Source organism: Pontimicrobium aquaticum (genome assembly GCF_005047595.1).
GTDB classification, from domain to species: domain Bacteria; phylum Bacteroidota; class Bacteroidia; order Flavobacteriales; family Flavobacteriaceae; genus Pontimicrobium; species Pontimicrobium aquaticum.
In genome coordinates this window covers 1-19,587 of the sequence record NZ_SUPL01000012.1, presented here as the reverse complement: position 1 = coordinate 19,587, position 19,587 = coordinate 1, and the positions used below count along the sequence as shown (strand labels likewise).

17 protein-coding genes are annotated in these 19,587 nt (G+C 32.7%); 10 read left to right on the top strand and 7 right to left on the bottom strand.

From position 1 onward, the window contains the following. Nucleotides 1–50 precede the first annotated feature (50 nt). The 4 genes from lysS (at nucleotide 51) to E5167_RS14920 (ending at nucleotide 6,269) form a co-directional block, all read left to right on the top strand. Entirely contained in the window at nucleotides 51–1,742 is a 1,692-nt protein-coding gene (lysS, locus tag E5167_RS14935) for a lysine--tRNA ligase (RefSeq protein ID WP_136844970.1), read from the top strand. A 100-nt stretch (nucleotides 1,743–1,842) separates the two neighbouring features. Continuing rightward, nucleotides 1,843–2,376, top strand: a complete 534-nt coding sequence (locus tag E5167_RS14930; RefSeq protein WP_136844969.1) for a pyridoxamine 5'-phosphate oxidase family protein — start codon at nucleotides 1,843–1,845, stop codon at nucleotides 2,374–2,376. 22 nt (nucleotides 2,377–2,398) lie between these two features. After that, the gene (locus tag E5167_RS14925) at nucleotides 2,399–3,991 is read left to right on the top strand and encodes a phytoene desaturase family protein (RefSeq protein ID WP_136844968.1); all 1,593 of its coding nucleotides are present in this window, start codon (nucleotides 2,399–2,401) and stop codon (nucleotides 3,989–3,991) included. Between the two features lie 166 nt (nucleotides 3,992–4,157). Beyond that, nucleotides 4,158–6,269, top strand: a complete 2,112-nt coding sequence (locus E5167_RS14920; RefSeq protein ID WP_136844967.1) for a response regulator — start codon at nucleotides 4,158–4,160, stop codon at nucleotides 6,267–6,269. 83 nt (nucleotides 6,270–6,352) lie between these two features. On the opposite strand, the gene E5167_RS14915 is transcribed toward E5167_RS14920, so the two are convergent. From E5167_RS14915 to E5167_RS14905, 3 genes are all read right to left on the bottom strand, one after another. After that, nucleotides 6,353–6,877: a hypothetical protein gene (locus E5167_RS14915; protein ID WP_136844966.1), complete on the bottom strand. Its 525-nt coding sequence runs from the start codon at nucleotides 6,875–6,877 to the stop codon at nucleotides 6,353–6,355. A gap of 156 nt (nucleotides 6,878–7,033) precedes the next feature. Next, nucleotides 7,034–7,858 (bottom strand): alpha/beta hydrolase, encoded by an 825-nt coding sequence (locus tag E5167_RS14910; protein WP_136844965.1) that lies wholly within the window; start codon nucleotides 7,856–7,858, stop codon nucleotides 7,034–7,036. Continuing rightward, nucleotides 7,818–8,639 carry an alpha/beta hydrolase gene (locus E5167_RS14905; protein ID WP_317130400.1) on the bottom strand — a complete coding sequence of 274 codons (822 nt, stop codon included), beginning with the start codon at nucleotides 8,637–8,639 and terminating at the stop codon, nucleotides 7,818–7,820. Before E5167_RS14905 ends, E5167_RS14910 begins: the two co-directional genes overlap by 41 nt. A gap of 239 nt (nucleotides 8,640–8,878) precedes the next feature. Between E5167_RS14905 and E5167_RS14900 the strand changes: the two genes are divergently transcribed. The 3 genes from E5167_RS14900 to E5167_RS14890 all read left to right on the top strand — a co-directional run bounded on the left by E5167_RS14900 (nucleotide 8,879) and on the right by E5167_RS14890 (nucleotide 13,080). After that, the gene (locus E5167_RS14900) at nucleotides 8,879–9,868 is read left to right on the top strand and encodes a hypothetical protein (protein WP_136844963.1); all 990 of its coding nucleotides are present in this window, start codon (nucleotides 8,879–8,881) and stop codon (nucleotides 9,866–9,868) included. 127 nt (nucleotides 9,869–9,995) lie between these two features. Beyond that, the gene (locus E5167_RS14895; protein WP_136844962.1) at nucleotides 9,996–12,467 is read left to right on the top strand and encodes a zinc-dependent metalloprotease; all 2,472 of its coding nucleotides are present in this window, start codon (nucleotides 9,996–9,998) and stop codon (nucleotides 12,465–12,467) included. Nucleotides 12,468–12,603: 136 nt separating this feature from the next. Continuing rightward, on the top strand, nucleotides 12,604–13,080 hold the full coding sequence (locus tag E5167_RS14890; RefSeq protein ID WP_136844961.1) for a hypothetical protein: 477 nt from the start codon (nucleotides 12,604–12,606) through the stop codon (nucleotides 13,078–13,080). Nucleotides 13,081–13,130: 50 nt separating this feature from the next. Here E5167_RS14890 and hemL read toward each other — a convergent pair whose 3' ends face one another. Genes hemL through E5167_RS14870 form a run of 4 tightly spaced genes read right to left on the bottom strand, consistent with a single transcriptional unit; the run spans nucleotide 13,131 to nucleotide 16,470 of the window. Then, the gene (gene hemL / locus E5167_RS14885) at nucleotides 13,131–14,420 is read right to left on the bottom strand and encodes a glutamate-1-semialdehyde 2,1-aminomutase (protein ID WP_136844960.1); all 1,290 of its coding nucleotides are present in this window, start codon (nucleotides 14,418–14,420) and stop codon (nucleotides 13,131–13,133) included. Continuing rightward, nucleotides 14,420–15,229 (bottom strand): glucosaminidase domain-containing protein, encoded by an 810-nt coding sequence (locus E5167_RS14880; RefSeq protein ID WP_136844959.1) that lies wholly within the window; start codon nucleotides 15,227–15,229, stop codon nucleotides 14,420–14,422. Before E5167_RS14880 ends, hemL begins: the two co-directional genes overlap by 1 nt. Next, entirely contained in the window at nucleotides 15,222–16,142 is a 921-nt protein-coding gene (locus E5167_RS14875; protein ID WP_136844958.1) for a 1-aminocyclopropane-1-carboxylate deaminase/D-cysteine desulfhydrase, read from the bottom strand. The genes E5167_RS14880 and E5167_RS14875 overlap by 8 nt, the downstream gene beginning before the upstream one ends. Continuing rightward, complete coding sequence (locus E5167_RS14870; RefSeq protein WP_136844957.1) at nucleotides 16,132–16,470, bottom strand: hypothetical protein; 339 nt, start codon at nucleotides 16,468–16,470, stop codon at nucleotides 16,132–16,134. The genes E5167_RS14875 and E5167_RS14870 overlap by 11 nt, the downstream gene beginning before the upstream one ends. Before the next feature lie 48 nt (nucleotides 16,471–16,518). On the opposite strand from E5167_RS14870, the gene E5167_RS15460 reads away from it, so the two are divergent. The 3 genes from E5167_RS15460 to E5167_RS14860 all read left to right on the top strand — a co-directional run bounded on the left by E5167_RS15460 (nucleotide 16,519) and on the right by E5167_RS14860 (nucleotide 19,420). Continuing rightward, on the top strand, nucleotides 16,519–16,686 hold the full coding sequence (locus tag E5167_RS15460; RefSeq protein ID WP_169301444.1) for a DUF5522 domain-containing protein: 168 nt from the start codon (nucleotides 16,519–16,521) through the stop codon (nucleotides 16,684–16,686). Between the two features lie 129 nt (nucleotides 16,687–16,815). Then, on the top strand, nucleotides 16,816–18,801 hold the full coding sequence (locus E5167_RS14865; RefSeq protein WP_136844956.1) for a urocanate hydratase: 1,986 nt from the start codon (nucleotides 16,816–16,818) through the stop codon (nucleotides 18,799–18,801). 73 nt (nucleotides 18,802–18,874) lie between these two features. Beyond that, complete coding sequence (locus tag E5167_RS14860) at nucleotides 18,875–19,420, top strand: DUF4136 domain-containing protein (RefSeq protein ID WP_136844955.1); 546 nt, start codon at nucleotides 18,875–18,877, stop codon at nucleotides 19,418–19,420. Nucleotides 19,421–19,587 lie beyond the last annotated feature (167 nt).

Genomic DNA, 19,587 nt, shown 5'->3' with positions numbered 1-19,587 from the left:
TTCCTTTTTTTTTAAATAGTGTAATTTTGGCGTTTTAAATTATAATTATCATGCAGCTTTCTGAACAAGAAATAGTACGACGCGAAAAGCTTAAAAATTTAAGAGCTTTAAGCATAGATCCTTATCCAGCAAATTTATATCCAGTAAACCACACCTCTAAACAGATAAAACAAGATTTTGCTGAAGGCAAACAGGTTGTTATTGCAGGTAGATTAATGTCGAGACGTATTCAAGGAAAAGCCTCTTTTGCAGAGCTTCAAGATAGCGAAGGTCGTATTCAAGTCTATTTTAACCGTGACGAAATTTGTCCTGGCGATGATAAAACTTTGTACAACGACATATATAAAAAATTACTTGATATAGGTGATTTTATTGGTATTGAAGGCGAACTGTTCACCACTCAAGTTGGTGAAAAAACAGTCATGGTAAAAAACTTTGTGGTATTAAGCAAATCGTTAAAACCATTACCATTACCAAAAACAGATGCCGAAGGGAACACGTTTGATGAGTTTAACGACCCAGAAATGCGTTACAGACAACGTTATGCCGATTTGGTGGTAAATCCAAAAGTAAAAGACACCTTTGTAAAGCGTACACAAATAACCAATACCATTCGTGAGTTTTATAACGATATGGGCTTTTTAGAAGTAGAAACACCTATTTTACAACCTATTCCAGGTGGTGCTGCAGCAAGACCATTTATTACGCATCACAACGCCTTAAATATTCCTTTGTATTTACGAATTGCAAACGAACTGTATTTAAAACGATTAATTGTTGGTGGTTTTGATGGTGTATATGAGTTTGCTAAAGATTTTAGAAACGAAGGAATGGACAGAACCCATAACCCAGAATTTACCGTTATGGAAATGTATGCAGCATACAAAGACTACAACTGGATGATGGATACCACTGAACAGCTACTTGAGAAAATTGCTATGAAACTTCATGGCACTACCAAAGTGGAGTTTAATGGAAAAACTATAGACTATAAAGCACCTTATAAGCGTATTGGAATTCTTGATGCCATTAAAGAGCATACAGGTTTTGATTTATACATGAAATCGGAAGACGAGATACGTAAAGCTTGTAAAGCTTTAGATATTGAAGTTGATGAAACCTTTGGTGTTGGAAAAATGATTGATGAAATATTTGGTGAAACATGTGAACCGCATTACATACAACCAACGTTTATTATTGATTACCCAACCGAAATGAGTCCGTTGACTAAAAAGCATCGTTCAAAAGAAGGGTTGACCGAACGTTTTGAATTGATGGTAAACGGAAAAGAGTTAGCAAACGCTTATTCTGAGTTAAATGATCCCATTGAACAACGTGAACGTTTTGAAGAGCAATTAAAACTCTCTGAAAAAGGTGACGACGAAGCTATGTTTATAGATCATGACTTTTTACGTGCTTTAGAATACGGAATGCCTCCAACATCTGGTATTGGTATTGGTATTGACAGACTAACTATGTTTATGACAAATAACCCATCAATACAAGAAGTGTTGTTTTTCCCTCAAATGAAACCTGAGAAAAAAGCTATTGAGATGAGCGATAATGAAAAAGCTATTTTTGAGATTTTAAAATCTCAAAAAACCATGAATCTTGCTGATTTAAAAACCCAATCAGGCTTAAGCAATAAAGGTTGGGATAAAGGCATGAAAGGCTTAGCAAAGCATGGTTTAACTAAAGTCACAAAAACAGATGATGCTTTAATTGTAGAGTTACAAGATTAAAAAAAATATCATTCTGAACATTAGTGAAGAATCTAAAAAAAGGAACCATAATTATGGTTCCTTTTTTGTATATTTAATTGAATCCTATCCTTTGTTTTAAATGAAATTTTTAAAATACTCTAGTTTATTAGTAATTGTCATTCTGTTTTCCTCAACACATGCAAATACTCAAGAAAAAAAAGCCTCTAAGAGCAACAATAAAACATTAATTCAAGCAGCAAAAGAAATCATGCAAAATGCTAAAACCTGTGCGCTTATTACTGTTGATGATAAAGGAATAGCAAGAGTAAGAACGATGGATCCTTTTCCTCCTAAAGAAAACCTTATCGTTTGGTTTGGAACAAATTCTAATTCAAGGAAAGTTAAACAAATACAAGAAAATAATAATGTAACCTTATATTATGAAGACCCTGATAAAACAGGCTATGTAACAATTTATGGAATAGCAACAATAGTTAATGATGTAACTGAAAAAGAAAAACATTGGAAAACAAAATGGAAAGATTTTTATCCGAATTACCCTAAAGATTATACGCTTATAAAAGTTATTCCGAAATGGATGGAAGTGGTTAGCGAAACTCGAGGCATCCTTGGAGATACTAAAACATGGAAACCTCAAAAAGTTACATTTTAATCCACAAAAACTATTAAAAAAAATGGTACAATCCTACAAACAAAATCCCACTCTTGAAGACAATTATGATACAATTATAATAGGCTCAGGAATGGGTAGTTTAACTTGTGGGGCAATACTTGCTAAAGAAAGTCAAAAGGTGTTGATATTAGAGCAACATTACACAGCTGGTGGTTTTACTCATGTTTTTAAACGCAAAGGTTATGAGTGGGATGTTGGTATTCATTACATAGGTGAGGTTGGTCGCCCGAAAAGTGCTGTAAAAAAACTCTTTGATTACATCACAAACAGTGAATTAAAGTGGGCAGATATGGGAGAGGTTTATGATAGAATCATTATTGGTGATACATCATACGATTTTGTTAAAGGCACTGCTAATTTTAAAGAGAAACTTATATCCTATTTCCCCAAAGAAGCTAATGCCATAAACGAATATATTAAACTCGTGTTTAAAGCTAACAAGGCAAGTAAAACCTTTTTTATGGAGAAAGCAATTCCTTCATGGATGAGCAAACTCTTTGGTACTTTTATGCGCAAACCATACCTTAAATATGCCAACAAAACTACATACGATGTTTTAAGTTCTTTAACTTCAAACCAAGAATTAATAAAAGTACTTTCAGGTCAATATGGTGATTATGGTTTACCGCCTAAACAAAGCAGTTTTGTAATGCATGCTAGTGTTGTTAAACACTATTTAAGTGGCGGCAATTTTCCTATTGGAGGTTCTTCACGTATAGTGGAAACTGTAGATCCAATAATAGAATCTTCAGGAGGAACCATTTTAGTTAAAGCTGAAGTTGATGAAATCGTCATAAAAAAAAACACCGCAACTGGTGTAAAAATGACTGATGGAAAAATTATAAATGCCAAAAATATAATTAGTGGTACAGGCATCGTAACCACATACAACAAACTACTACCTATGCATGTGGTAGCGAAACATAATCTTAAAAGTCAATTACAAAAAGTGAGTCCTTCTGTAGCTCATATTTGTTTGTACATTGGGTTAAATGGCACACCAGAAGAACTAAATTTAGCTAAAACCAATTTATGGATTTACCCTGATGATGGCGATCATGATTTTTGTGTTGAACGCTACTTAAAGAATAGCGACGCACCTTTTCCACTAGTTTATATTTCATTTCCTGCTGCTAAAGATCCTGATTGGAACAATCGTTACCCTGGGAAAAGCACTATTGATGTTCTTACATTAATGCCTTACGAATTAGTTGAACAATGGAAAGACAGTAAATGGATGAAACGCGGAGATGAATATGATGCATTTAAAGAAAAATTATCACAACGATTATTAAATATTCTTTATAAACATGAACCTCAGCTAGTAGGCAAAGTTGATCATTATGAGCTGTCAACACCTTTAACTACAAAACACTTTGTGAACTATGAAAAGGGAGAAATTTACGGTCTAGACCACACACCTAAGCGTTATAACCAAAGATTTCTTCAACCTAGAACACCTATTAAAAACTTCTATTTAACAGGACAAGACATTGTAACTGCTGGAGTTGCAGCAGCATTATTTTCTGGTGTTTTAACTACCTCAGCAATGACCGGAAAAAACTTAATGAAAAAGATATTAGCTAAAAAATAGTGCGTTTAAAAATAAAATTTTCAACTAAAACGACTGACAGTAAATGCTTTACATATACAATTAAAAAATAATCATGTTATTCATCGATATATTTTGCGCTTTATCGATAAAATATTACATTTGTAGCGAACCCTAACCAAAAAGCAAGCCCCAAACTTGCAATAAAATGAACCTATTTAATTCCATCAAAAAGAAAGGAGTTTATATTCCTATAGTGGCTTTTGTAGTTATTTCTGCATTAATAACTACCATATGGTACAAGCTAACACTTAATTATAATCAAGATACAAAAGAAGACTTAGTACAAATTGGAAAAATAACGTCACAAAAATTTCAATCTATATTAAATTACGACATTGAAGCATTAGAAAATCTTAAAATGAGATTAGAGTTTACTAATGGTCAATATTTTGATTATTGGGAAAAAGATGCATTATTAATATTAGAGCAAAACCCATCGTTTAACTTCATTGAATGGATTGACTCTAACATGATTATCAAAAAGATTGTGCCTGCTGAAGGCAACGAATCAGCCTTAAATTTAGATATTTCAAAAATTGAATATCGAAAAAAAGAGTGGATTGAGCACACTGAAAGTAGGCAAATTAACATAACTCCTTGGTCAAAAATGACTCAAGGCGGCTATGCCTTTTTAATTGACATCCCAGTGTATTACAACAACCAACTTCAAGGTACTATAACTGCTGGAATGGATTTTACTTCACATATCGATAATTTTACTAAAAGCTTAAACGAATACAAAATAGAAATTAGCGATTATGATGGTACAATATTTTATGGAAACAAACTACAAGAGGCAGAAACTAATAAATTTCTTTTTGAAAAAAGCATCCTAATAGATGAACTCCATTCAAAATATTGGGGCTTTAAAATGTACCCTACCAATGCTGTATTTTTATCATACAGAGCTATGTATATTAAATACTTTTTTACAGTTGGTATTATTGTAGCGTTCTTAATAGCATTACTTTTTTACTTTTATTTAAGAGCTAAAGATGAAGTAAAAAGAACTATCAATTCTAACAATGCGCTTTTAAAAACCAACAAAAAATTAAATGCAGAACAGATTAGAGCTGAAAAAGCCTCTAAAGCCAAATCGGAATTCTTATCTAACATGAGTCATGAAATTAGAACGCCTCTTCATGCAATATTAGGGTTTGTTCAAATATTAAAAAGCAGCAATCTAAATAAAACTGATAAAAAGCATGTTCACTTATTAGATAAGTCATCAAAGAGTTTGCTATCTATTGTAAATGATATTTTAACAATTGATAAAATTGAGTCTGGTACAATTCAATTAGAAGAATCGTTTTTTAGTCCATCAGAAACAATAAAAGAGCTAACAGATACTTACAGACATCTTTTTACACAAAAAAACCTTTATTTAAACACTGAATTTGTTAACCCTTATGGATTAGTTATTAAAGGAGACCAAAATAAACTATCACAAATTGTTATAAATATTATAAAAAACGCTTCAAAGTTTACTGTTAAAGGTGGTGTTCTTGTGTTATATTCTGAAGAGCAAGTTGCCAATTCATTAAAAGTTAATATTACAATAAAAGATACTGGAATAGGCATTCATAAAAACCAGATAAATACAATTTTTAACAGGTTTGCCCAAATTGATAGCAGCCTAAAAAAGCAACATGAAGGTAGCGGATTAGGATTAGCAATTAGTAAAGATCTTGCTGAAAAATTAGGCGGAACAATAACAGTAAAAAGTATTGAGGGAAAAGGCACCACTTTTGAAATCTCTGTAGCATTTAAAATAGTTAAAAAGAAAAGTAATAATACCATAGAAGGTTATTACGAAAATATCAACCTTTCACATTTAACTGCTTTAATTGTTGACGATAATAGAATTAACATAGCCATACTTAAAAAAATTCTAGCAGGAATTAACATAAAAGTTGACACAGCTTTTAATGGTAAAGAGGCTGTCGAAAAAGTAAAAGCCAATAGTTACAACATGGTTTTCATGGACATACACATGCCTGAAATGGATGGTTTTGAAGCCACACAAATAATTAGATCTTTTAATTCAAGCCTTAAAATTTTTGGATTATCTGCTAATGTAACGACCGAAGCTATAAATAAAGCTTTTGATAGTGGAATGAATAATTACATTACTAAACCTTTTACCAAGGAGCAACTGTACAACTTAATACTTATATCTTTAGAATACAGCGAATTAAATCCAAAAACCGATTTCAACAATTTGGTATTAACACAAAAAAGTAATTCTATCTCTTAGGCTTTTTACTAAAATGTATAACACATAAAAAAGCCAACACTAAGTGTTGGCTCTAAGGTCTTTATTAATACTCTTTGGCAAAATTAATAAAGACACACTACTACATCTTCTTTTTCACAGCTTATTTTTTTCATTCCTTTATAAGGATTAAAATTTTTAGGTAAATATTGCTTTGTATCAAAGCCTAACTCCAGTTCTTCTTCTACTTCTATTAATTCAATTTTAGACCAATCAATATTGTTTTTCCCTTCCAAAGCATTAAAACTTTCAGGTAAATACTGTTTTGTATCAAAGCCTAACTCCAGCTCCTCTTCTACTTCTATTAATTCAATCTCAGACCAATCAATATTGTTTTTTCCTTCCAAAGCATTAAAATTTTCAGGTAAATACTGTTTTACATCAAAACCTAATTGTACTTCTTCTTCAATTTCAATAACTTCAATCGAGTTAATATCAAACTCAGCATTATAATCACTAAAAAGCGTTGCTTCCAATTGTATTTGTTCTAACGTTTTATAATTCTTTTTAGTATTCAAACTTCTTTCTCCGACTAGTGCATTTGCATTAAAAGCAATACATGCTACTAATAATAAAATTAACTTTTTCATAATATTTTTTATTTTTGGTTTTTTGTTTTGTTTTTATACCCTATTGACGCCTCAAAAAGCAAAATGTTACTATTATTTAGAAATCTTTAACACATTTAAACTGTTTTTAATTCTTTTTTAAGAACCTGTGTTTGAATTACTATTTTTTTAGAAGAATTACTTTAGAATTTCTTTAATAAATGCATTATATTTATTAAAATCTACAAGATTGTTATGGCCTCCGTTTTCCACTATGGTAAGTGTAGCTTTTTTACTTTTTAAAGTCTTGAATAGTTTTTCTCCACTAGAAAAAGGTACTACTTTATCGTTTGTGCCATGAACAATGTGAATTACACACGATACATTTTTTATATGCTCGTTATTGGAGAATTGGTATTTAAGCAATTTTTTTACAGGAAACATTGGAAATCTACTTTTCGCTACATCTGCAATATTATAAAAAGGTGTTTCCAATATTAACTGCTTTGGGTTATTTGTAGCAGCCATTTTGGTTGCCATCGCACTACCTAACGATCTCCCATACACCGTAATATTATCTTCAGTCCAAAATTGCTTTAAATGATTATAACAGGCTTGTGCATCTTCATACAAAGCCTCTTCACTTAAAGTGCCTTTGCTTTTTCCATAAGTTCTATAATCCATGATATATACATCATAATTTATAGCTACAAAGTATTCAGCAATTTTACTCCAACGCTTTAAACTTCCAGCATTTCCGTGAAAATATAAAATAACTCCCTGTGGATTATTTGCCTTTATATGTACAGTGTTAATAACACCTTCATTTGGAGCGTTAAGAAAGTACTCATCATAATCGTAAGTCAAACTATATGTATGATCCTGTGGTAATATTTCTGGTAAAAACAAAAACCTTTCTTGCAATACATAAAATGCTGTTCCAACCATAATGTAAATTCCTAATAGTATTAGAACTGCTTTCTTAAGCTTTTGCTTTAGGTTTTTTTGAGCTATGAATAACATTGATGCTTGTTGTTGAATAATCTATATCTACAGGTTTTGAATTAATAATTTCTGCCATCATTTTATGATAAGATTCAAAATTATTCAAGTTCTTATGACCTCCTCCAATTACAGTATGCAATCGTGTTAATTTAGGCTTTATTTGCGATAATTTCACACTTGTTTTATAAGGTATTAACTTATCATGAGTCCCATGAATAATATGAATTGGGCATTGTACATATCTTAACCACTTATGTGTTGGTAATGGGTATTTAATCAGTAAAGACAAAGGCATAAAAGGCATATACCTTGCTGTAATCTTAGTTAAACTATAATAAGGTGCATCTAAAATGAGCATTTTAGGGTTATTCATGGAGGCCAATTTGGCTGCAAACCCAGAGCCTAATGAACGACCATATAAAATAATATGTTCTTCTGGTGTTCTTTCTTTTAGCTTATTATAAATTTGTTGTAAGTCTCTTTTTATTGCCTTTTGCGAACGTCGTCCTGTGCTTTTTCCAAAGCCTCGATAATCAACCATAAATACACTGTAATCATGTCGTGTGAAATCAACGGCAAACTTACCCCATCCTTTAATGCTTTTTGAGTTTCCTTTTAGATAAAGTACAATTCCCTTAGGCTGGTTTTTACTTTTAAAAAGTAATCCATTTAATTTTGCGCCATCACGTGTTTCTAGAAAATACTCTTTGGTATCTTGATTTTCGTAAGCAAACTTAAAATCTTCATCCAATTTTTCAGGCTTAAATAATAAAAAGTCTTGCAAATAAAATAATGCCACACTTATTACTATGTAAGAAATGATTACAATTAAAATGATGTACAACCAATTAGGCATTATTTGTATAATTTATATACAAGATAAGAAATTTCAGTCTATATCGTTATTTAGTAATTAGCGACTTAATTTCTTTCAATAGAAGAAGTTTACAGAGAATAACAACAACACATCGGTTTTTTTCTCAATATATTATACATTTTTTATAATTTAACCCAGCTATTAATAAAACCCCTAGTTTAATGAAACGCTTAATATTTGCCCTTATCACCTCTTCGCTTTTTGTGTCTTGTTTAAATGATACTGATGATTATGTAGTTTATGAAGATGACCCAATTATTGCTGAGTTTTTACCCAATCTCTCTGATTTAAATCTATTTATAGGAAATCAAAAAGATTTAGTGATTAACTCTAACATGTTCGTTTATAAATTAAACACTGAACTTTTTACAGATTATGCACACAAATTAAGAATTATTGGGCTCCCTGAAGGTGCTGCTTTAGAATATACTGATGATGGGTTTCCTATTTTTCCAACAGGAACATTAATAGCAAAAACCTTTTACTATAAGCTAGATGAAACCAATCCTGATTCTGATACTAGAATTATTGAAACACGTGTTTTAATTAAAGAAGCAAATGAATGGACTATTGGTAATTATGTGTGGAACGAAGATCAAACAGATGCTGTGTTAGACACCAATGAGCATCTTGTAAAAGTTGACATTGTAAACGAATCGGGTGAAAACCTGTCAATAGATTATATTGTACCTGCAGCAAACGATTGTACAAAATGCCATAGCAATAGTAATAATGTTACGCCTATTGGTCCAAAGTTACGTACTATGAATTTTAATATAAATGGTGTTAATCAATTACAACATTTTATTGACAACGGCTACTTAGTAAATGCGCCTGCACCAGGTGAAATTGTAGCTTTACCTAATTGGAAAGACGAGATTAATTATAGTCTTGAAGAACGTGCACGTGCCTATTTTGATATTAATTGTGCACATTGCCATATACCAGGAGGATTTTGTGAATTACAATCTACTTTAAATTTAGCTTTCGATACCGATTTTAATAACTCTAATATCTTTCAAAGACGCTTTAGCATCTCTAATAGAATGTCAACCTATACACCAGGAACAAGCATGCCTTTAATTGGAACAACAATGACTCATACAGAAGGTTATAATTTAATTCAAGAATATTTAGATTCGTTAGAATAATTTGTTTTGTTAGAGCGTTAGGTTTTAGTGTTTTTTTAGTTAAAAATTTATTAATTTCTTTTAAGATAAAAGAAAGGTTTGCCTAGTATTTCCTATTTTCACGTACTAAACCAAAAATCTAATTAAATTGAAACATTCTGTTAAAGTGTTACTATTAGCATTAACGCTAATTGTATCTTCATGTAACACATCAAAAAAAGCAGCCGAAGCTGAAGCTGCAAAAAAAGCCGCTGCTACTAAAGCTGCCGCATCAAAACCAAAACCAAAAAAAGGCGATATTCAACCATACAGCAAAGTTGTAACTAAAGATGCCAAAACTGATGATGGACTATTTAAGGTTCATAAAATTGACGACAAATATCTTTATGAAATTCCTGATTCGCTTTTAGGAAGAGAAATGTTAGTCGTGACAAGAATTGCTAAAAACACTTCTAACAACAGAAACTTTGGAGGTCAAAAAGCTAATACTCAGGTTTTACGTTGGCAGAAAAAAGATAAAAAAATAGTAGTTCGTGTTGTTTCACATAATATTGTTGCAGACGAAGATTTACCAGTTCACGAAGCTGTAACCAACTCAAACTTTGAGCCTGTATTATATACATTCCCAATCAAAGCCTATAACGATGACAAAACTGCTACAGTAATAGATGTTACTGAATTATACAGTACAGATGTTAAGGCATTAGGACTTCCTGGATACTTAAGAACAGGGTATAAAATTAGTAGGCTAGACACTAAAAAATCATTTATAGAAAGTGTAAAGAGTTACCCTCTAAATATTGAGGCAAGACATGTAAAAACGTATGTTGCAAATGCTGCACCTTCTAATAGTTCAACTGGAACAGTATCTGTTGAAATGAGTAATTCAATGATATTATTACCTAAAGAACCTATGAGACGTCGTTATTTTGATGAACGTGTTGGGTGGTTTGCTCGTGGGCAAGTTGATTATGGTCTTGATGTTCAAAAAAGTAAGATGGTAAGATATCTTGATCGTTGGAGATTAGAAGTAAAAGATGAAGACATCGAAAAATTCAAGCGCGGAGAACTCGTAGAGCCTAAAAAACAAATAGTTTATTATATTGATAGAGCTACTCCTGTAAAATGGCGTAAATACATCAAAGAAGGTATCGAAGATTGGCAAGTAGCATTTGAAGCTGCAGGTTTTAAAAATGCCATTATAGCCAAAGACCCTCCAAGTGTAGAAGAAGATCCAGATTGGACTCCAGAAGATGTACGTTATTCTGTAGTACGCTATCTAGCATCACCAATTCCAAACGCTAATGGCCCTCATGTGAGCGATCCTCGTTCTGGTGAGATTTTAGAATCGGATATTAACTGGTATCATAACGTAATGAGTTTATTACAAGGATGGTTCTTTGTTCAAACTGCAGCCATCAACCCTGAAGCTCAGAGAGTAGGATTTAAAGATGAAGTGATGGGAGAGCTTATTAAGTTTGTATCTTCTCACGAAGTTGGGCATACTTTAGGTTTACCACACAACATGGGAAGCAGTAGTGCTTATAAAGTTGACGATTTACGTGATGCTGAATTTACTAAAAAGTACGGAACTGCACCTTCAATTATGGACTACGCGCGTTTTAATTATGTAGCACAACCAGGAGACGAAGGTGTAGCATTAATGCCAAATATTGGTGTGTATGATAAGCATGCAATTCGTTGGGGATATCGTCCAATTTTAGAAGCTAAAACAGCTGAAGATGAAAAACCAATTTTAGATAAATGGATTTTAGACCATGCAGATGATCCAATGTATCGTTTTGGTCAGTTAAACGGAATAGATCCTTCTGCTCAAACAGAAGATTTAGGTGACAACGCTATAAAAGCAAGCACATACGGTATTGCTAACTTAAAGCGTATAGTACCAAACTTAATTGAATGGACAACTAAAGATGGTGAAACCTTTGGAGATTTATCTGAAATGTACGGTCACGTTGTATCACAATACAATAGATACATGGGACATGTAACTACTAATATTGGTGGTGTGTATAAGTACACAAAAACTGCAGATCAACCTGGAGATGTATTTGTTAATGTTGACAAAAAACATCAAAAAGAATGTTTAGAATTTTTAAATAATGAGTTATTCAAAACACCTACTTGGTTAATTGATGAAGCTATTATTAAGAAAACTGAATTTAATGGCGTTACAGAGCGTATTAGAGGTATTCAGTCAAGAACATTAAATAACATTTTAAATCTTACTAGAATGATGCGTATGATTGACAATGAAACCCTTAATGGTTCTGAGGCTTATTCAGTATTATCAATGATGACTGATTTACGTAATGGTATTTGGTCTGAATTACGTTCTGGAAGAAACATTGATACTTACCGTAGAAATTTACAACGTGCTCATGTTGAAAGGTTAGCTACACTAATGAACTCTAAAGACGTAAGAGGGTTTAGAGGGACAGTAACTGTGAAGCAATCGGATATCATTCCTGTGGTTCGCGGTGAACTAAACAGAATTAAACGAATGGCACAAAATGCATCTAATAGAGGTAATACTATTACAAGATACCACCTACGAGATATTGTAGAGCGTATTGATGCTATTTTAGATCCTAAATAAACACCTCTAACAATGTTTTAAAAGGCTTCCATCTTGGAAGCCTTTTTTATTTCTGTTAACACATAGTTAAAAAGAACCCCTCAATTAAACCTTTTAAAATTACATAGGTCTTAATAGTATAACATCAATAATAAAAATGAAAAAGATACTAGTAATTGCTATAGCCCTTGTAAGTTTACAAGGCTTTGCACAGGAAAGACAAAGAGAGTACAGAAATGAAAATAGGAAAGAACGCTCACAAGCATTAAAAGAGTTAACTCCAGAACAAGCAGCAACACTTAAAACAAAACAAATGGCATTAAGGCTAGATTTAAGTGAAGCGCAACAAAAAGAAATCTATAAAATAAATTTAGCTAACGCTAAAGAGCGCAAAGCTAAAATGGAAGCTTCTAAAAAAATGCGAGAGAGTGGTGAAAAATTATCTAAAGAGAACCGTTACAAAATGATGAATAATCGCTTGAACAAACAATTAGCTCAAAAAAAACAGTTAAAGTCCATCCTTACTAAAGAGCAGTTTGGAAAGCTAGAGAAAGGAGCAAAACAAAATAAAATGAAACAACGCAAACAGCAAAAACAGGGTGGAAAGCAAAAACAAAGATTTAAAAAATCTTAGTTTATTTGATTGATTAGTTAAAAAAGCATTGCTTAGAGGCAATGCTTTTTTTAATCTAAACTTTTGGCTACTTTTTTAACAGCTGCTATCGTATCGTCTAAATCCTTATAAGTTAAGGCATCTGTAATAAACCATGTTTCAAAAGCACTAGGCGCAATGTAAATGCCTTCATTTAATAGCCCATGAAAAAAGTTTTTAAATCGATCGTTATTTCCTAGAGCAGCAGTATCAAAATCTTTTACTTTTTCACTAGAAAAATGAACCGAAACCATGGACCCAACTTGATTAATTGTGTGTTTAATATCAGCATCTGTTAAAACCTTATCAATTCCTTTGTACAAATAAGTCGTTTTTTCTTCTAATCTTAAAAACAATTCTTCATCTTCATTGATAGCTGTTAGCATTGCTAATCCTGCAGCCATAGCTAATGGATTTCCACTTAATGTTCCTGCTTGGTAAACTGGTCCTAAAGGTGCTAAATGATTCATTATTTCATTTCTTGCTGCAAAAGCACCTACAGGCAAACCTCCTCCAATGACTTTTCCAAAACAAACAATATCAGCTGCAATGTTAAATAACTCTTGTGCTCCTCCCTTAGCTAAACGAAATCCTGTCATGACCTCATCGAAAATTAAAAGAATATTATGAACATCACATAGGTTTCTTAACGCTTGTAAAAAGCCATCTTTAGGAGGAATACATCCCATATTTCCAGCTACTGGCTCTAAAATAACACAGGCTATGTCTCCTTTATTTGCTTCAATGAGTTGCTCTACATTTTTAATATCGTTATATCTTGCTAATAAAGTGTCTTTTGCTGTACCTTCAGTAACTCCAGGGCTATTAGGTGTTCCAAAAGTTACAGCACCACTTCCTGCTTGTATTAAAAACGAATCGCTATGTCCGTGATAGCAACCAGCAAACTTGATAATTTTATCTTTTCCTGTATAACCTCTTGCTAATCTAATCGCACTCATACATGCTTCGGTACCAGAATTTACAAATCGAATTTTGTCAATATTTGGCACCATAGAAACAGCAAGCTCAGCTATTTCTGTTTCAATTTCGGTAGGCATCCCAAAGGAGGTTCCCTTTTTTGCTTTATCAACAACTGCCTTCACAACAGGTTCAAAAGCATGACCTAACAACATTGGTCCCCAAGAATTTATGTAATCAATTAATTGGTTTCCATCTTCATCATATAAATAAGCGCCTTTGGCTTCTTTTACAAAAATTGGTGTTCCTCCAACTGCTTTAAACGCTCTAACTGGCGAATTAACACCTCCTGGAATTACTTTTTCAGCTTGAGAAAATAATTCGCTACTACGTTTGTAAATCATTAATCTTTATCTTTCGTTTGAATATTTAAAACTTGACCAACACTTAATTCTGTTCCTTTTAAATCATTAAGTATTTGCAATTCTTTGACGGTTAAATTGTGTTTTTTAGATATAGAATACAAAGTATCTCCTTTAACCACAGTGTAGGTTGCTACTATAATATGTTCTTGATTTCTTTTAGTAACACGTCTTGATGATTTATCGTCAAATTTATAAAGTTGATAACGTTCAATAAGACTAATCAATTTTTGAGGATATTTTCTATCTGTTGCATAGCCTGCACGTCGTAATTCTCTTGCCCAACCTTTATAATCGTCTTTATCTAACTGGAATAATTTTGCATACCTTTTACGGTTTGCCAAAAACTCTGAATGGTCTCTAAACGATTTGTTAGCATCCTTATATTTTCTAAAACATTCTTGAGCTCTATCGTCATCATGATAGATTTTAGCGCCTTTCCAATCATGGCATTTTATGCCAAAATGATTGTTTGCTTTTACAGCTAGTCTGCCTCTTCCAGAACCAGATTCTAAAATACCTTGGGCTAATGTGATACTAGCAGGAATACCATATTGTTTCATTTCGGCAACAGCAATATCTTTGTAAACACTAATATAATCATCGGTAGATTTAATAACTGGAGCTTTTGTTATTGTTCTTGGTTCAGTTACAACTTCTTTTTCCTTTTTTGGTACTGGTCTAGTGTCGGTTTTTGGTAATCTTGTATCGACATTTCTAGCCGACTTTTTTCTAGAACCACAGCTTACTATAAAAATACTTAGGGCGAGTATTAATACTATTCTATTCATTAATCAATGGTAAATCTTTGTCTATTAATCTTTTATTCATTCCAGAAACACCTTGCAAACCTCCTGTATGAATTACTAATATTTTAGCATTTTTTTCAAAATAACTAGCTTCAATCATTTTAATAACGCCATACATTAGCTTTCCAGTATAAATGGGATCTAAAGGAATGTTATAGGATAATTTAAATTGGTTTATAAAATCAATTAATTCCTTGTTCACCTTTGCATAACCTCCAAAATGATACTTTGTAAGTAACTCCCAGTTATTCTTAGTGACAAATTTACTAATATTAGATGATAAAAAATCACCTTTTAAGGCTGGAAATCCTAAAATTTTTTGATGTGGTTTAGAAGCATTAATAAGTCCCGAAATAGTTCCTCCAGTGCCTACAGCACAACATATATAATCAAATTGGTCATCTTCTATATTTAATATTTCTTCACATCCTCTAACAGCTAAATCATTTGTACCTCCTTCAGGCACTAAGTAGAAGTTGCCAAATTCACTTTCAAGTGCTTTAATAAAATTGGTTTCTTCTTTACTTCTATAATCGGTTCTTGATACAAATTTAAACTGCATTCCTTGAGATTTCGAAAACTGCAAGGTTGGATTCCCGCTTACTTTATCTGCCAATTCTTCGCCTCTTATAACCCCTATGGTTTTAAGTCCAAATTCATTTCCGGCAGCTGCCACAGCTGCTATATGGTTAGAATATGCACCTCCAAAAGTTAGTAATGTATCATGCTTTAAATTTTGAGCCTCTTGAATATTGTATTTTAATTTTCGATACTTATTTCCAGAAATAAATGGATGAATGTTATCCTCTCTTTTTATATACAGTTTAACATTACAGGCTTTTGGGAGTTCTATTCTCTGATTGATACTATTACTATCCTCTAAATTAAAACTCATTTGCTTTAAAATAAGTTATAAAAGTCCAAAGCTTTCTGGTTTTTAAATAGCCTAAATTGTTCTCGTTTAGATAACATTCCCGCTCAAAAGAAATATTTCTATACGCTCTTTTCCAACCTTTATATTGTAATAATCTAATTAAAAACTCAGTTACATAAATAATATAAAACGGAAATATTAATAATTCTAGTTGTTGTCGCAAATGAATACGTTCATGGTTAATTAAGGTCATATCTTCTTTTAATTTTTGATGCTTTAAAAACACAAACGGATAAATGGTGAGTCCTGTATAGCCTTTTGGCACCAAGTACTTTGAGATTAAAATCATAGATATTACGCTAAAAAATCAATCAAATTTACGTTATCTTTGTGACATATGAAGGAGTTTGTCCCAATTGAAGAAGGAGATTACTATATAACACCTGAAGGTTATCGTTGTTTTACTGAGCAGTACCATCTTAAAAGAGGGTATTGCTGTGAAAGTGGCTGCAGACATTGTCCTTATGGTTATGACAGTAAAACAAACACTACAAAAAAAATATAGTTTGGATTTATTTTTAATGACATATAGAATAAAAGTATCAAACAAACGTCATCGTGTTGATATTCGCTACCCATAGTATTAATAGATTTTTTTAACCAGAAAATTCTATTAATTAAACACCTTTTTAAAATGACATTTCAAGAACAAATATTACAAGGAATACCAAACGTATTACCACAACCCAAACCTTACGATAACTCAATTAATCATGCGCCAAAACGAAAAGAAATTTTAACGCTTGAAGAGAAAAAACTAGCTATTAAAAATGCCCTCCGTTATTTTGACAAAAAACATCATGAAGTACTTATTCCTGAATTTAAAAATGAACTAGAAACTTATGGTCGTATTTACATGTATCGTTTTCGTCCAGATTATAAGATGTATGCAAGACCTATAGACGAATATCCTGCAAAATCTAAACAAGCTGCAGCTATAATGCTCATGATTCAAAATAATTTAGATTATGCAGTAGCGCAACATCCTCACGAACTCATTACTTATGGTGGCAATGGTGCTGTATTCCAAAACTGGGCGCAATACCTATTGACCATGAAATATTTGGCCGAAATGAATGATGAACAAACATTGGTCATGTATTCTGGTCACCCAATGGGATTATTCCCATCGCACAAAGACGCTCCTAGAGTTGTGGTAACTAATGGTATGATGATTCCTAACTATTCAAAACAAGACGATTGGGAAAAATTCAATGCCTTAGGTGTCACCCAATACGGACAAATGACTGCAGGCAGCTACATGTATATAGGACCACAAGGGATTGTTCATGGCACAACCATTACAGTATTAAATGGTTTTAGAAAAATAAATAAACCGCCAAAAGGCAATTTGTTTGTAACTTCTGGATTAGGTGGCATGTCTGGAGCACAACCAAAAGCTGGAAACATTGCAGGATGTATCACTGTTTGTGCCGAAGTAAATGAAAAAGCCGTACACACACGTCATTCACAAGGTTGGGTTGATGAAGTGTTTTCAGATTTGAGTGCCTTGGTAAATCGTGTAAAACAAGCACAAAATAAAAATGAGGTAGTCTCAATAGCTTATCATGGTAATGTGGTTGATGTTTGGGAGACATTTGATGAAGCCAATATTCATATCGATTTAGGAAGTGACCAAACCTCATTACATAACCCTTGGGCTGGAGGGTATTATCCTGTTGGGCTATCGTTTGAAGATGCTAATGAGATGATGGCTAATCAACCAGCGTTATTTAAAGAAAAAGTGCAAGAATCGTTACGTCGTCAAGCGGCAGCTATTAATAAACATACAGCAAGAGGTACCTATTTCTTTGATTATGGAAATGCTTTCCTATTGGAAGCCTCTCGAGCTGGAGCAGATATCATGGCAACAAATGGCATAGATTTTAAATACCCATCGTATGTTCAAGATATTATGGGTCCTATGTGCTTTGATTATGGTTTTGGACCCTTCCGTTGGGTATGTACCTCGGGAAAACCTGAAGATTTAGAAAAAACAGATACTATAGCTTGTAAAGTCTTAGAAGACATTAAGAAACATTCGCCTATAGAAATTCAGCAACAAATGGCTGATAATATTCAATGGATTAAAGGTGCTCAAGAAAATAAACTAGTAGTAGGTTCACAAGCAAGAATACTATATGCTGATGCTGAAGGACGAATGAAAATAGCGACTGCTTTTAATAATGCTATTGCAAAAGGAGACATTGGTTATGTGGTTTTAGGACGGGATCATCATGATGTCTCAGGAACAGATTCACCATATAGAGAAACCTCTAATATTTATGATGGGTCTCAATTTACAGCAGATATGGCCATTCAAAACGTTATTGGTGATAGTTTTAGAGGTGCTACCTGGGTGAGCATTCATAATGGAGGTGGCGTTGGCTGGGGCGAAGTGATTAATGGTGGATTTGGTATGGTTCTTGATGGTACTAAGGACGCTGAAAGACGCTTAAAATCAATGTTGTTCTGGGATGTCAACAATGGTATTTCAAGACGAAGTTGGGCTAGAAATGAAGAAGCTGTGTTTGCTATAAAACGTGCTATGGACATGGAGCCAAATTTAAAAGTAACACTTCCAAACTATGTTGATGACGATTTATTGAATACATTGTAACCATTAAGCCCAATGGGAATTTAAAGCATTGACTTTAATGGTTTTTTTATATATTAACTAAAAATTGAAAAAAATGAAAAAGTTGATTAAAGTATTCCCTGTTTTGATGATTACCTTATTAATGACGTCTTGTACCTCAGTAAGAGTAGCATCTGATTATGACCGAACTGCCAATTTTAATACGTACAAAACATTTGCATTCTTTAAAAACGGTATTGATAAAGCAGAAATTAGCGATCTGGATAAACGAAGAATTCTTCGTGCTATTGAAGCAGAATTATTAGCAAAAGGATTTACAAAATCTGAGAGCCCAGATTTGCTGATCAGTATTTTCACAAAATCCAGAGATAAAGTAAATGTTTATAACAATGGTTGGGGACCCTATGGCTATGGTTGGGGCTGGAGCCCTTGGTATTGGAACAATTATAGAGGCACCACAGTTTCTAGGTCTACAGAAGGCACATTATTTATAGATTTAATTGATGCCAAAAAAAAAGAATTGGTTTGGCAAGGTATGGGAACAGGTTATATTTCGCAAAACATGAAAAACAAAGAGGAACGCATCAAAGAATTTGTTGCCAAAATCATGGAAAAATATCCTCCGGGAGCAGAACAATAAATAACAAAAAAGGCGTCTTTTTAAGACGCCTTTTTTGTTCCTAATGTCCCGTCCTGAAATAAGTTGACACAAAAACGACTTATTATGAAAGACAAAGAGCAATCAAGAGTTAAGCGTACTCAGCGCGATTATAATTTGGGCTTTAAATTAGCAGTAGTATCGCAAGT

Coding starts and splice junctions, on each gene's coding strand:
- lysS (WP_136844970.1), top strand. CDS start 51: ATGCAGCTTTCTGAACAAGAAATAGTACGACGCGAAAAGCTTAAAAAT.
- E5167_RS14930 (WP_136844969.1), top strand. CDS start 1,843: ATGAAATTTTTAAAATACTCTAGTTTATTAGTAATTGTCATTCTGTTT.
- E5167_RS14925 (WP_136844968.1), top strand. CDS start 2,399: ATGGTACAATCCTACAAACAAAATCCCACTCTTGAAGACAATTATGAT.
- E5167_RS14920 (WP_136844967.1), top strand. CDS start 4,158: ATGAACCTATTTAATTCCATCAAAAAGAAAGGAGTTTATATTCCTATA.
- E5167_RS14915 (WP_136844966.1), bottom strand. CDS start 6,877: ATGAAAAAGTTAATTTTATTATTAGTAGCATGTATTGCTTTTAATGCA.
- E5167_RS14910 (WP_136844965.1), bottom strand. CDS start 7,858: ATGTTATTCATAGCTCAAAAAAACCTAAAGCAAAAGCTTAAGAAAGCA.
- E5167_RS14900 (WP_136844963.1), top strand. CDS start 8,879: ATGAAACGCTTAATATTTGCCCTTATCACCTCTTCGCTTTTTGTGTCT.
- E5167_RS14890 (WP_136844961.1), top strand. CDS start 12,604: ATGAAAAAGATACTAGTAATTGCTATAGCCCTTGTAAGTTTACAAGGC.
- hemL (WP_136844960.1), bottom strand. CDS start 14,420: ATGATTTACAAACGTAGTAGCGAATTATTTTCTCAAGCTGAAAAAGTA.
- E5167_RS14880 (WP_136844959.1), bottom strand. CDS start 15,229: ATGAATAGAATAGTATTAATACTCGCCCTAAGTATTTTTATAGTAAGC.
- E5167_RS14875 (WP_136844958.1), bottom strand. CDS start 16,142: ATGAGTTTTAATTTAGAGGATAGTAATAGTATCAATCAGAGAATAGAA.
- E5167_RS14870 (WP_136844957.1), bottom strand. CDS start 16,470: ATGATTTTAATCTCAAAGTACTTGGTGCCAAAAGGCTATACAGGACTC.
- E5167_RS15460 (WP_169301444.1), top strand. CDS start 16,519: ATGAAGGAGTTTGTCCCAATTGAAGAAGGAGATTACTATATAACACCT.
- E5167_RS14865 (WP_136844956.1), top strand. CDS start 16,816: ATGACATTTCAAGAACAAATATTACAAGGAATACCAAACGTATTACCA.
- E5167_RS14860 (WP_136844955.1), top strand. CDS start 18,875: ATGAAAAAGTTGATTAAAGTATTCCCTGTTTTGATGATTACCTTATTA.